A 14,068-nucleotide genomic window follows, 5' to 3' on the forward strand; every position below is an offset into this window, starting at 1 on the left:
GTGGTGTTTTACCTGTCCGTATGGTGCCCCTAAGCAGAAGTGTAGTCGCTCTGCTCAGTATGTAAACACTATATATAGGGGTTGTATGTCGGTGAGGTAACAAGATAGTGAGAAAAAACGGCGTTTGCAAGTGAACAAAACCCGCCTAATTTGTGGATAACTTGGGGGTGAAATGTCACTTGCCTTTCGCAGTGCGCGCCGTGACTGGCGCGACAAGCTTGTCAATAAGCGAGATCAGATTTTCCTTAAAAACTGAAAAAACCGATCGTTTGGCGCTTTATTAAACGTTAGAAAAAAACGGCATATTGATCTGATTTAATATTCTAAAAAACTGTTTACAACCGCTATTTTGATCGAAGTCGCGAAAATTAGGTATTTTTCCGAATACGTCAATGGCGCCGCCCCCCGGTAATGCAGGGCCGGCGCGGTTTACCGCGTTTAACCTTCGTGCTGGGTGTGCACCATGTAGTTCACGTCAACGTTGCGCCCAAGCTTGAAATGATCGGTGATCGGGTTGTAATGCAGGCCGATCATGTGTTTTTCGCGCAGCGGCGTGCCGTCGACCCAGCCGATCAGTTCGGAAGGGCGAATGAACTTCTTATGATCGTGGGTGCCCTGCGGCACCATCTTCAGCACGTACTCCGCGCCGATCACCGCCATCAGCCAGGCTTTGGTGTTGCGGTTGATGGTGGAGAAGAACACGTGGCCGCCCGGTTTCACCAGTTGGGCGCAGGCGCGTACCACCGAGGCCGGATCCGGCACGTGCTCCAGCATCTCCATGCAGGTGACCACGTCGTAGCGCTGCGGGTTGGCCTGAGCGTGGCTTTCCACTGTCTCTTGCACATAGGTGACGTCCATGCCGCTTTCCAGGGCGTGCAGCCGAGCGACCTGCAGCGGCTCCGCGCCCATGTCCAGCCCGGTTACCTTGGCGCCTTCGCGCGCCATGCTCTCCGCCAGAATGCCGCCGCCGCAGCCCACGTCGAGCACCTGCTTGTCAAAAATGCCGCCGGCGCGCTGCATGATGTAGTTCAGGCGCAGCGGGTTGATGCGGTGCAGCGGTTTGAACTCGCCTTCCAGATCCCACCAGCGGGAGGCGACGGCCTCGAACTTGGCGATTTCCTGGTGGTCAACGTTTTGCACTCGGCTGGATGATTCTGCGTTCATGGGCTTGTCTGGCTCCTTGTTCTCGTTGCGCGGATTATACATGTTCCGGCGCGGCATCGTCTGTGCCGATGCGTTTTTAGCGCACTTATCTGCACAATTTCCGTGAAACAGCGGCGGTTATTTTCCCGTAAAGCGTGCTTTGTGATATAGTTTTACACCTTTGCCACTATGGCAGCGGGCAGATGAATCATTAGTAGAGGGATAGCAGCTCCATGAGCGACCTTGCCAGAGAAATCACACCGGTAAACATCGAAGACGAGTTGAAAAACTCGTATCTGGACTATGCGATGTCCGTTATTGTCGGACGTGCCCTGCCAGATGTTCGTGATGGACTGAAGCCGGTTCACCGCCGCGTTCTGTACGCGATGAGCGTATTGGGTAACGACTGGAATAAACCATACAAGAAATCGGCCCGTGTCGTCGGGGACGTGATCGGTAAATATCACCCGCACGGTGACAGCGCGGTTTACGACACTATCGTGCGTATGGCTCAGCCGTTTTCACTGCGCTACATGCTGGTGGACGGTCAGGGTAACTTCGGCTCCGTCGACGGCGACTCCGCGGCGGCGATGCGTTATACCGAAGTGCGCATGTCCAAGATTGCTCACGAACTGTTGGCGGATCTGGAAAAAGAAACCGTTGACTTCGTGCCTAACTATGATGGCACCGAGCAGATCCCGGCCGTCATGCCGACCAAGATCCCGAACCTGCTGGTCAACGGCTCGTCGGGCATCGCCGTGGGCATGGCTACCAATATTCCGCCGCACAACCTGGCGGAAGTCGTCAACGGCTGCCTGGCCTATATCGACGATGAAAACATCAGCATCGAAGGGCTGATGGAACACATCCCGGGGCCGGACTTCCCGACGGCGGCGATCATCAACGGTCGCCGCGGCATTGAAGAGGCCTACCGCACCGGGCGCGGCAAAGTCTACCTGCGCGCGCGCGCGGAAGTGGAAGCCGACGCCAAGACCGGGCGCGAAACCATCATCGTTCACGAGATCCCGTATCAGGTGAACAAGGCGCGTCTGATCGAGAAGATCGCCGAGCTGGTGAAAGAAAAACGCGTGGAAGGCATCAGCGCACTGCGCGACGAGTCCGATAAAGACGGCATGCGCATCGTGATCGAAGTCAAACGTGACGCGGTCGGCGAAGTGGTGCTGAACAACCTGTATGCGCTGACGCAACTGCAGGTCACCTTCGGCATCAACATGGTCGCGCTGCATCAGGGGCAGCCTAAACTGCTGAACCTGAAAGACATCCTCGAAGCCTTCGTGCGCCACCGCCGCGAAGTGGTCACCCGCCGCACCATCTTCGAACTGCGCAAGGCCCGCGACCGCGCCCATATTCTGGAAGCGCTGGCTATCGCGTTGGCTAACATCGACCCGATCATCGAGCTGATTCGCCGTGCGCCGACCCCGGCGGAAGCGAAAGTCGCGCTGGTGGCGCAGCCTTGGGATCTGGGCAACGTCAGCGCCATGCTGGAACGCGCCGGTGACGACGCCGCTCGCCCTGAGTGGCTGGAGCCGGAGTTCGGCATCCGCGACGGCAAATACTACCTGACCGAGCAGCAGGCTCAGGCGATTCTGGATCTGCGCCTGCAGAAACTGACCGGCCTGGAGCACGAGAAGCTGCTGGACGAATATAAAGAGCTGCTCAACTTTATCGCCGAGCTGATCTTTATTCTGGAAAGCCCAGAGCGCCTGATGGAAGTGATCCGCGAAGAGCTGGTGGCGGTCAAAGAGCTGTACAACGACGGCCGCCGCACCGAGATCACCGCCAATACTTCCGACATCAACATCGAAGACCTGATCAACCAGGAAGACGTGGTGGTGACCCTGTCTCACCAGGGCTATGTGAAGTATCAGCCGCTGTCCGACTATGAAGCGCAGCGCCGCGGCGGCAAAGGCAAGTCCGCCGCGCGTATTAAAGAAGAAGACTTTATCGATCGCCTGCTGGTGGCCAACACCCACGATACGATCCTGTGCTTCTCCAGCCGTGGCCGCCTGTACTGGATGAAGGTGTACCAACTGCCTGAAGCCAGCCGCGGCGCGCGCGGCCGCCCAATCGTCAACCTGCTGCCGCTGGAAGCCGACGAGCGTATCACCGCCATTCTGCCAGTGCGCGAGTATGAAGAAGGGCGCCACGTGTTCATGGCCACCGCCAGCGGTACCGTGAAGAAAACCGCGCTGACCGAGTTCAGCCGCCCACGCAGCGCCGGCATCATCGCCGTCAACCTCAACGAGGGCGATGAGCTGATCGGCGTCGATCTGACCGACGGCAGCAACGAAGTGATGCTGTTCTCCGCTAACGGTAAAGTCGTGCGCTTCCCGGAAACGCAGGTGCGTTCGATGGGCCGTACCGCGACCGGCGTGCGCGGCATCAACCTCGGCGAAGGCGATAGCGTGATCTCACTGATCGTGCCGCGCGGCGAGGGCGACATCCTGACCGTCACGCAAAACGGCTTCGGTAAACGTACTGCAGTCACCGAGTACCCGACCAAGTCACGCGCCACCCAGGGGGTTATCTCCATCAAGGTGAGCGAGCGTAACGGCCAGGTGGTCGGCGCGGTGCAGGTGGAAACCAGCGACCAGATCATGATGATCACCGATGCCGGCACGCTGGTGCGTACCCGCGTTTCGGAAGTCAGCGTGGTCGGTCGTAACACCCAGGGCGTGACGCTGATCCGCACGGCGGAAGACGAAAATGTCGTCGGTCTGCAGCGGGTGGCCGAACCGGTGGAAGACGAAGAGCTGGACAGCCTGGAACCGGGCGCGGAAGCGGTGGAAGAAGACACCACGCCGCTGGACGATGGCGACGACGCGGCTGAGCCGGTGGACGACGACAACGTTTAAGCAAGGTGAGGGCGTCGGCATGCCGACAGCGTAATGCACTGAGACAAAAGGGCCTGGCAGCGATGCTAGGCCCTTTTTCAGTTATATGGTTTAATTGGCGCACCGAGCCGCCGGCCGCCGCGCCGGCGACAACGCGCGCCGTCACTGACTTTCGTATGGTATCCGATTGAAATACTTAGCCTCTTTTCGAACTACGCTGAAAATATCCCGCTACTTGTTCCGGGTGCTGGCGATTTTGCTGTGGTCGTTGGGGGCGCTGCTCACCACCTTTTATATTCTGAATATCCTGCATCAGAAAGAATCTGACATCCGCCAGGAGTACAACCTCAACTTCGATCAGGCGCAGGGCTACATCCGCCATTCCGCCGACATCATCCGCGACATCAAGTATATGGCGGAGAATCGCCTCAACGGTTCGGTCAGCAGCCTGGACATGTTCAGCGGCGTGTTTCCCGGCAAAGGCAGCCCGCCGCAATTCTTTCCGCTGTACCCGGAGTCCAACTGCACGCTGAGCACCACCTACCGCAGTTCGCTCGATTCGCTGAGCGGCCTGATCCAGTATTGGAAAGAGAACTTCGTGGCGGCCTACGATCTTAACCGGGTGTTCTTCATCGGCGGCGACAGCCTGTGTATGGCGGAATTCGGCGGCGGCAATGCGAGCGCCAATCGGGAAAACGTGCTGAAGTCCCTGCATGAGCGCATTCTGAAATACCGCAACGCCAAGAATCTGGACAAAGACAACAACCTGTATTGGATCAGCCCCAGCGCGCAGCGGCCCGACATCGGTTATCTGTATGTGCTGACCCCTCTCTATATCGGTAATAAGCTGGAGGCGCTGCTGGGCATCGAGCAAACCGTCCGGCTGGAAGATTTCGTCACCGCCGGCAGCCTGCCGATCGGCGTCACGCTGTTGGATGAGAACAACGAGCCGGTGCTGCGTCTGGCGGACGGCGATCGCTATGCCGCTGCGCTCAATAGCTACCCCGAAGAGCATGCTTACTTCGGTTATGTCGACAATTACCGCGACCTGATCCTGAAGAAAGCGTTGCCGCCTTCATCGCTGAGCATCGTTTATGCGCTGCCGGTGAAAAGCGTGGTGGAACGCTTCAAGATGCTGATCCTCAACGCGCTGTTGCTGAACCTGTTATCGGCTATCGTGCTGTTCACGCTGGCCTGGCTGTTTGAGCGCAAGATGTTCTTGCCGGCGGAGGAGAACGCCTTCCGTCTGGAAGAACACGAGCAGTTCAACCGCAAGATTGTCGCCTCGGCGCCGGTGGGCATCTGCATCCTGCGTATCAGCGACGGCACCAATATCCTGAGTAACGAACTGGCGCATAACTACATCAACCTGTTGACCCACGAAGATCGCGATCGCATTACGCGCATCATTTGCGAACAGCAGGCGAATTTCGTCGATGTGATGACCAGCAACAACAACAACCTGCAGATCAGCTTTGTCCACTCGCGCTACCGCAACGAAGAGGTGGCGATCTGCGTGCTGGTGGACGTCAGCGCGCGCGTGAAGATGGAAGAGTCGCTGCAGGAGATGGCGGCGGCAGCGGAGCAGGCCAGCCAGTCCAAATCGATGTTCCTGGCCACCGTCAGCCATGAGTTGCGCACGCCGCTGTACGGCATTATCGGCAACCTCGATTTGCTGCAGACCAAGGCGCTGCCGCAAGGGGTCGATCGGCTGGTCAACGCGATGAATAACTCTTCCGGCCTGCTGCTGAAAATCATCAGCGATATTCTCGATTTCTCCAAAATCGAGTCCGAACAGCTGAAGATCGAACCGCGCGAGTTCTCCTGCCTGGAGGTGATCACCCATATCGCCGGCAACTATTTGCCGCTGGTGGTGAAGAAACGTCTGGGGCTGTACTGCTTTATCGAACAGAACGTGCCGGAGCGCATTTTCGGCGATCCGGTGCGGCTGCAGCAGGTGCTCTCCAACCTGGTGAACAACGCCATCAAGTTCACCGATACCGGCTGTATCGTGCTGCAGGTCTGCACCCGCGGCAGCTACCTGGAGTTCAGCGTGCGCGATACCGGCGTCGGCATCCCGGAGAAGGAAATCTCGCGCCTGTTCGATCCGTTCTTCCAGGTGGGGACCGGCGTGCAGCGCCACTTCCAGGGAACTGGCTTGGGGCTGGCGATCTGCGAGAAGTTGGTCAACCTGATGGACGGCGACGTCTTCGTCGAGTCCGAACCGGGGCTGGGCAGCTTGTTCAGCATTCGCATTCCATTGTTTAACGCCCAGTTCCCGATCCCGCAGGCCAGCGATACCTGGCAGGGCCGGCGGCTGTGGCTGGATATCCGCAATCAGCGCCTGGAAAGTTACCTGATGGCGATTCTGGGCGGCTACGGCGCCGATATCCAGCGCTATGACGGGCAGGATACCGCCGCCGGCGAGGTGATGCTCAGCGATTACCCGCTGATGATGAACACGCCGCTGCTGGCTCAGATCCAATTCTCCACCGAACATATCGGTCCATCGCAGGAAACCCGGCCGGGCTATTGGATGCACAGCACCTCTACGCCGCGTGAAACGCTGACCTTAATCAACCGGTTGTTCGGCGTCGGCAACGGCGCGGCAGAGGCGCTGGTGCAACTGCCGGTGCCCGCCAAGGCCAGTGCGGCGGACAACGGCGATATTTATCTGCTGGTGGTTGACGATCATCCGATCAACCGTCGCCTGCTTTCCGATCAGCTGGGGTCGCTGGGGTATCAGGTGGTGACCGCCAATGATGGCGTCGACGCGCTCGGCGTGCTGAAACAGCACCACGTCGATATTGTGCTGACCGACGTCAATATGCCGAACATGGACGGCTATCGTCTGACGCAGACCCTGCGGCAGATGCAGTTCAGTGCGCCGGTGATTGGCGTGACGGCGAACGCGTTGGCGGAAGAGAAACAGCGCTGCCTCGAGGCGGGCATGGATAATTGCCTGTCGAAGCCGGTCACGCTGGAGACGCTGGAGCAGACGCTGGCATATTACAGCCAACGGGTACGCTACAACCGCAGCGAGGTCTGAAAAGCAAACAGGCACGGCGGATGCCGTGCCTGTTTGGCGTTAACCTGCCGTGAGGCGGGCTTTAGTCTTTGTCCAACGGCGTCATGCTGACGGACGAGAGGTAGTTGAGCAGGGCGATGTCGTTTTCGACGCCCAGCTTCATCATCGCCGATTTCTTCTGGCTGCTGATGGTTTTGATGCTGCGGTTGAGTTTCTTGGCGATTTCGGTCACCAGGAAACCTTCGGCGAACAGACGCAGCACTTCGCTCTCTTTCGGCGACAGGCGTTTGTCGCCATAGCCGCTGGCGCTGATCTTCTCCAGCAGTTTGGAGACGCTTTCCGGCGTGAACTTCTTGCCTTTTTGCAGGGCGGCCAGCGCCTTCGGCAGATCGGTCGGCGCGCCTTGTTTCAGCACGATGCCTTCGATATCCAGATCCAATACCGCGCTCAGGATCGCCGGGTTGTTGTTCATGGTCAGCACGATGATCGACAACTGCGGATAGTGGCGCTTGATGTATTTAATCAGCGTGATGCCGTCGCCATACTTGTCACCCGGCATCGACAGATCGGTGATCAGCACGTTGGCGTCCAGCTTGGACAGATTGTTGATCAGTGCGGTTGAGTCTTCGAACTCCCCAACGACATTCACCCATTCAATTTGCTCAAGTGACTTCCGGATGCCAAACAGTACGATAGGATGGTCATCAGCAATAATTACGTTCAGGTTATTCATGTTGTTGGCTACCTTGCTTCAGCAGTCTGCTGACGAAAAAATCAATCTGACTGATGTTATTCTCGATCTCGGGCGCATCACCTTCTGCGATGCGCTGTTCTAACGATTCGCACAGCTGCTTGCCGGGAAGCAGATTTAACATGGCAAACACGCCTTTCAGGCGGTGTGCGGTTTGTGACAGCGCATTGAAATCACTGCTGCCCGCCTCAGTATACAGTTTTTTGACATCGTCGGGTACTGTATCGACAAACAGCCCATAGTAATCACTTGATTTCAATTGTTTTTCATAGAGTTGGATATCTTCTGAGCTCAATGAAAGCGGGCTTTCTTCCTGTTCCAGCGCGGCCATTTGCTGTTCGATCAGCATCAGCACGGCGTCGATTAAAGCGCCGTTCAGATTATAGTTCACCCGAATGTAGCGTTTATCCAGCGCTTGCCAGCCCGGTTCATCGGTCGCCAGCAACAGGGTGTAATCATCGGCGCGCTGCGGGTTATCGGTCAGCAGCACGTCATAATCGCGGTTGACCGCGCGATCTTCGGCGACGAGGCAGTCGGCGCCGTAGGCCTGCAGCAGACGAGTCGCGATGCCGCGCACTTCATCCGACGTAACGTCCAGCAAGGCGGTGACGCCGTCGAGCAGCTTTTCCTGCTCCTTCGACTCTTTTTTCTCCATCTCCATGGCGACGCGAATGGTGTAGCGAGTGCCGATATCCACCTTGCTGCGAATGTCCAACTGGCCGTTAAGCTTCTTGCACAGCTGATTGCACAGGAAGAACGTGAGGCCGGAACCGTGGTTGAAGCGATCCACCAGCGTCTGGCTGAGGAACGGATAGTTAAGGTTGCTGATCTCTTCGTTGGAGATGCCGGAGCCGGTGTCGTTGATTTGGAAAATCAGGCGGTCAGGGTGCTCGGGCTCATGGTCGATAACCAGAGAAACCTTGCCGCAGGCGGTGGTGATAATGGCGTAATGCACCAGCAGCGAGATCACCTTGCGCAGCGCGTTGGCGTCGCCGATATAGTTCTGCTCGACGTCCAGCTGGAAATGCTTGAACAGCGCCAGCCCCTTCTGATTAAGGGCAGGCAGGGCCTCCAGCAGCAACTCGTCGATCATCGCCGTCGGGTTGAACGGCTCGCGCGTGGGTTGCCAGTCCTGGGTTTCCAGCCGGGTCAGCAGGGTGATGTTATCGATCAACTCCAGCACCGAAGCCGACGCCGCCGTCAGCTGGCCCAGCAGCGCTTGCTGTTGTTCCTCATCCGGCCGGCTGTGCAGACGGTCGACCAGATCGTGCATCTTGCGTACCGGCTGATTCAGCTCGATGCCAAGATTGTGCAGCATCAGCTTGCGCGCCTGAACGTTTTTGTCGTATTCGCGCCGCGCCTGCTGCAGCCGCTTATTCACCATCACCTCTTTATCCTGATCGTGCATCAGGAACAGGTAGGTGTCCGGCGACAGCTGGCTGCGGAAAATGCGGATTTCATACACCTCGTTGTTGACCGTCGCCTGGATCACCCCGTGATGCTGTTCGGCCATATGGGCGATCTTTTGCAGGCTGAGGTGCGGCAGCAGGTGCTCGGCGATTTTGTTGCTGGCGATCACCGTATTGTTGGCGAAGCTGTAGACCAGCAGGCCGGAGGGCAGGCTGGAGATGATCTCCTGATTCAGCGCGCGCTCGGCCTCCAGCTCTACCGCCATGTTTTCGCTCGGGCGAATGTACTGGCGGCGGATAAAGTAGATGCTCAGCATCGACAGCGCCAGCAGCAGCAAGTTGACTGCGATCAGCCAGATGTTGTTGCGCAGCAGATCGATGGCCAGATTGATGGCCGAAACGCGATACACCACCTTCAGCGGCGCATTGGGCAGAGCGGCGCTGAACTCCACCCAGCCACCGCTCATCGTCGCATGGGTACCGAGGACGGTGTCCGCCGGGATGGCGCTATCGTCGAGATCGACATCGTCCGGCAGCAGCAGGAAATTGGCGCGGGCCAGATTGGCCGGAATGATGTCGTTGATTGGCAAATCGAAGGCGATCACCGTCGCCAGATGCCCCGGCTGATTGAACGTGGTGCGAATCGAGAACGAATAGGCGTTCTGGAAGCGCTGCTTGCGCAGGTCGGAAAAGCTCTCGCGTTCGTCGAGCATATTGGCCTGTTGCAGCATCTCGGCGCGGCGTTCATCCGCCGAGGTGGTCAGGTAGCTTTCCCGAAAGCGCGAAGCCAGCTCTTTGAGCGGCTGGGTGGTGATCAGGCTGAGGCTATTGTCCTGACCATTGAGGTAATACATGGCGTAGTTCTCGGTCTTGGCGCCCCAGCGGGTGTCCAGGTAGTCCGAGATATTGGCGATCATCGCCAGCGTGTTTTCGTCATGGCTGCCGAAGATCACCGCGTCGGTTTTCTTGTGCGGTTTCTCGACATAATAGACATCGGGCCGCAGGCGGGTTTCCTGCAAACCGGGATCGACATTCTGCGCCGGCGCATTGCCGAATTTGTCATAGACCTGATAGGTCATATAGCGGTAGGCATCGATACGCTTTTGCAGCGAACCGGCGATGCTGTTCAGCGTGTACTTCTTTTCCGCCAGCCAGGCGTTGGTGTAGTTGTAGCCATACAGGCCGATGCCGATCGTCAGCAGCACGATAAACAGCAGGAAGCAGCGGGTAATGTTGCTGGAGCTTATGGTCAATTGTTTATTTTGCATAGTGGCTGCGCATTCCTGAATCAGCGAGTGACGGCCCTGGCGCTGGCGGCCACCGCCAACAGCAGAACGGCTACGCAAGCGAAGGCCGCCGTCAGGCTGGAAAACTGAGCGATGAAGCCGATCAACGCCGGGCCGGCCAGAATACCGGCATAGCCGACGGTAGTGACGGAGGCGATCGCCAAATTGGCCGGCATGTCGCGCTGGTTGCCTGCGGCGCTGAACAGGATCGGTACGACGTTCGAGGCGCCCAGCCCGACCAGCATGAAACCGACCAGCGAAACGGTCGCGTGATTGAAGGCGATGGCCAGGCTCAGGCCGAGAGCGGCGCACAGGCTGCCCAGCAGCAGCACCCGGTAGCGGCCCAGCGAGTTCACCACCCGATCGCCATTGAGCCGGCCGAGCGTCATGGTGATGGAAAACAGCGCATAGCCCAGACCGGCCTGACTGTGTTCGACGCCGCGCAATGTGGTGAGAAACAGCGCGCTCCAGTCGAGCATCGATCCTTCCGCCAGAAACATGATAAAGCACAGAATGCCGATGAACATCACCCAGCCGCGCGGCAAGACGAACATCGGCCCGCCGTCATCGGCGCCGCTCTCACGCAGCAGATGGCGGCTGGCCAGCGTCAGCAGCGCGATCACCGCCAGCACGGTGAGCAGGGTGGATTGCAGCGGCGTCAGCCCCAGCCACAGCAGCGCGCTGACGCCGCCGGCGCCGGCAATGCCGCCGATGCTGAAGAAACCGTGAAAACCGGACATCATCGCCTTGCCGCTGGCGCGTTCGACGATCACCGCCTGCACGTTCATCGCTACGTCGATCATGCCGATCGCCGCACCGAACAGCAGCAGCGCCGCGGCCATGCCGCCGAGGGAATCCATTAGCGCCAATAGCGGCAGATCGATGCACAACCCGAGCCCGGCCATCAGGATCACCGCACGGCAACCCAGTTTGCCGGTCAGGAAACCGGTCAGCGGCATCGCCAGCATGGAGCCGGCGCCGATACAGAGCAGCAACAGGCCGAGCGAGCCATCATCGATACCGATGCGCGCTTTGGCGAAGGGGACCAGCGGCGCCCAGGCGGCCATGCCGAGACCGGCGACGAAAAAGGCCAGACGGGTGGCGATCTGTTGAGGAACGCCGGGCGTTTGCTGTTCATTGCACAAGGTGGCTGTCATGTAAGCGTCAGGATCTTGGGTCAAAAGAATGGTGAAAGTTACTGACAGTTTTTATCACAATCCGCGATCCGGGTCGAAAATATTCGTGCCCGACACATCCCCGGCGCCGCCTCTGCGCACCAGCCACAGCGCGATAACCTGGACAATATAGTCCTTTTGCTGCTCGTCCAGTGCGACGCCTTGCGCTATGCCGTGCCACTTTTCCAGACAGCCGCGGCAGCAGGTGGCAGTGGCATGCTGGGCGACGAACACCGGGTGGCCACGCATCGGGGTTTGCTTGCCGTCGTTTTTAGGATGGGCGGCGGCCAGGCGGCGGTCGATAAAATCGCGGGCATGGCTGAGGATCAGCGGCAATCCCTTGCCATCGAGATAAGTCTGGTCTTTGGCATTTAAACGGAAGCGAGCGCGGAAGGGGGAACTTTGCAGCCGCCGCCACAGCACGTCGGGTTGAAAGGGCATCATGAATTTTACTCGCGGAAGGTGCGCTTTTTTCAGATTACCAGAACTGAAACTCGGCGGCTAATGGTGCCTGCGGCGGGAAATAATTGATGCGATAAAGCACGAAATGAAAAGCAAGTTCAATTTGTAGACTAAAATAAGGAAAAAGATTAGCAATTAGTGCGAAAGTGAATTAATGAAACTATATCATTAGGTTATTTATTTGCGTGCTATTTGTACGGGCTGAAATTGTGAGGAGAGTATGGAGGAAAATAAAAAACCGGCCAGAAGCCGGTTAAAGGAATGCAGAAATTATCTTCGGATAATGAAGGTAATAATGAAAATAATGATGATAGCGAGGTGATTATAGCGGCTGCGTGTGGGCTGCGTTTTGGCACAATGTGCTTATTGTCTGGCTCAATTGTATGGTTGGCTTTTTTTTCTTAAAGATATGTATAACTACATGATTTTTTATCAATTAATCTATTCTTTGTCTTTAAGTGCTTTATTTTGTTTGTCTGTAATGTTTTGTGAAAGTTCGCGCGCATTTACATTTTGAAACCTTTATTAATTACAATGAAACACTATCGGATACTTGGTATCATTTTCTTTCTGGATTAATATAACCCTTGTTACCAGAATGGTAATGCACAGTCGTGCTAATAATGCTCGAAAAGGGCAGTGGCCGTAGCTCGACATAATTAACGAGGATAATAACGATGAAACTTCGAGTACTCTCTCTGATGGTACCCGCACTGCTGGTTGCAGGCACAGCAGGCGCGGCGGAAATCTACAACAAAGACGGTAATAAACTGGATTTGTACGGTAAAGTCGACGGTCTTCACTATTTCTCCAGCGACAACGGCGTGGACGGCGATCAGTCTTATATGCGTTTTGGCCTGCGCGGCGAAACGCAAATCAGCGATCAGCTGACCGGTTACGGCCAGTGGGAATATCAGGCGAACCTGAATCACGCTGAAAGCCAGGACAACAAGAACTTCACCCGTTACGGCTTCGCCGGTCTGAAATTCGGCGACTACGGCTCCTTCGACTACGGCCGTAACACCGGCGTGCTGTACGACGTCGCGGCGTATACCGACTTGCAGCCTGAGTTCGACGGTATGACCTACGGCGCCGACCAGTTCATGTTCCAGCGTTCCAGCGGCCTGGCGACCTACCGTAACAACGACTTCTTCGGTCTGGTTGACGGCCTGAACTTCGCCCTGCAGTACCAGGGTAAAAACGGCAACGGCGAAGAGACCAACAACGGTCGTGACGTTCTGGGCCAAAACGGCGAAGGCTACGGCATGTCCATGAGCTATGACATGGGCTACGGCATCAGCGCGGCTGGCGCCTTCTTTAACTCTCGCCGCACCAGCGAGCAGAACGGCGCCGGCGCGTACCGCAATATTATGGGCCGCGGCGACAAGGCCGAAGGCTACTCCGGCGGTCTGAAATATGACGCCAACGACGTCTATCTGGCGGTGATGTTCACCCAGTCCTACAACGCGGCGCGTTTCGGCAGCTCCGACAGCAGCGTTTACGGCTACGCCAACAAGGCGCAGAGCTTCGAAGCCTATGCGCACTACCAGTTCGACTTCGGTCTGCGTCCGTTCGTCGGCTATAACCAGACCAAAGGTAAAGACCTGGGCCGCGCCGGTAACGGCAAGGACTACGGCGATCAAGATCTGGTCAAATTCGTCGACCTGGGTGCGACCTACTTCTTCAACAAAAACATGTCCACCTATGTTGATTACAAAATCAACCTGGTGGACAACAACGATTTCACCGACGCTGCCGGCATCAACACCGACAACGTGGTTGCCGTGGGCCTGGTTTACCAGTTCTAAGCACCAGCGTGTGAATGACACAGCGCGGCCTTTGGGCCGCGTTTTTTTTGCTGGTAAAAAGCACGGATTGATCCGTTGTCGGCTCGGGAAGCGCTTCGGAGCGCCTCTGTTCGACCTACGCTGTCAGAACGGAAAACAGAGCGGAGGTGAT

8 protein-coding genes are annotated in these 14,068 nt (G+C 57.3%); 3 read left to right on the top strand and 5 right to left on the bottom strand.

The window, feature by feature from the left end; all coding sequences use genetic code 11:
• Positions 1-438: 438 nt before the first annotated feature.
• Positions 439-1,164: a bifunctional 2-polyprenyl-6-hydroxyphenol methylase/3-demethylubiquinol 3-O-methyltransferase UbiG gene (gene ubiG, locus ACMGGK_RS06735; protein ID WP_004935909.1), complete on the bottom strand. Its 726-nt coding sequence runs from the start codon at positions 1,162-1,164 to the stop codon at positions 439-441.
• A gap of 212 nt (positions 1,165-1,376) precedes the next feature.
• Between ubiG and gyrA the strand changes: the two genes are divergently transcribed.
• Both gyrA and rcsC read left to right on the top strand, forming a co-directional pair.
• Positions 1,377-4,019 (top strand): DNA topoisomerase (ATP-hydrolyzing) subunit A, encoded by a 2,643-nt coding sequence (gyrA, locus tag ACMGGK_RS06740; protein WP_028127742.1) that lies wholly within the window; start codon positions 1,377-1,379, stop codon positions 4,017-4,019.
• 166 nt (positions 4,020-4,185) lie between these two features.
• A complete protein-coding gene (gene rcsC / locus ACMGGK_RS06745) occupies positions 4,186-7,047 on the top strand; it encodes a two-component system sensor histidine kinase RcsC (protein WP_143778397.1) in 2,862 nt (953 codons plus the stop codon).
• A gap of 61 nt (positions 7,048-7,108) precedes the next feature.
• Here the strand turns inward: rcsC and rcsB are convergent, their stop codons facing one another.
• Genes rcsB through ACMGGK_RS06765 form a run of 4 tightly spaced genes read right to left on the bottom strand, consistent with a single transcriptional unit; the run spans position 7,109 to position 12,091 of the window.
• On the bottom strand, positions 7,109-7,759 hold the full coding sequence (rcsB, locus tag ACMGGK_RS06750; protein WP_004935900.1) for a response regulator transcription factor RcsB: 651 nt from the start codon (positions 7,757-7,759) through the stop codon (positions 7,109-7,111).
• On the bottom strand, positions 7,752-10,454 hold the full coding sequence (gene rcsD, locus ACMGGK_RS06755) for a phosphotransferase RcsD (RefSeq protein ID WP_420276770.1): 2,703 nt from the start codon (positions 10,452-10,454) through the stop codon (positions 7,752-7,754). The genes rcsB and rcsD overlap by 8 nt, the downstream gene beginning before the upstream one ends.
• Before the next feature lie 20 nt (positions 10,455-10,474).
• Positions 10,475-11,629 carry an MFS transporter gene (locus ACMGGK_RS06760; protein WP_048324445.1) on the bottom strand — a complete coding sequence of 385 codons (1,155 nt, stop codon included), beginning with the start codon at positions 11,627-11,629 and terminating at the stop codon, positions 10,475-10,477.
• Positions 11,630-11,683: 54 nt separating this feature from the next.
• A complete protein-coding gene (locus ACMGGK_RS06765) occupies positions 11,684-12,091 on the bottom strand; it encodes a DUF4186 domain-containing protein (RefSeq protein WP_028127740.1) in 408 nt (135 codons plus the stop codon).
• A 695-nt stretch (positions 12,092-12,786) separates the two neighbouring features.
• On the opposite strand from ACMGGK_RS06765, the gene ompC reads away from it, so the two are divergent.
• Entirely contained in the window at positions 12,787-13,917 is a 1,131-nt protein-coding gene (gene ompC, locus ACMGGK_RS06770; RefSeq protein ID WP_028127739.1) for a porin OmpC, read from the top strand.
• Positions 13,918-14,068 lie beyond the last annotated feature (151 nt).

Source organism: Serratia sp. BNK-33-b (genome assembly GCF_048684565.1).
GTDB classification, from domain to species: Bacteria; Pseudomonadota; Gammaproteobacteria; order Enterobacterales; family Enterobacteriaceae; genus Serratia; species Serratia marcescens.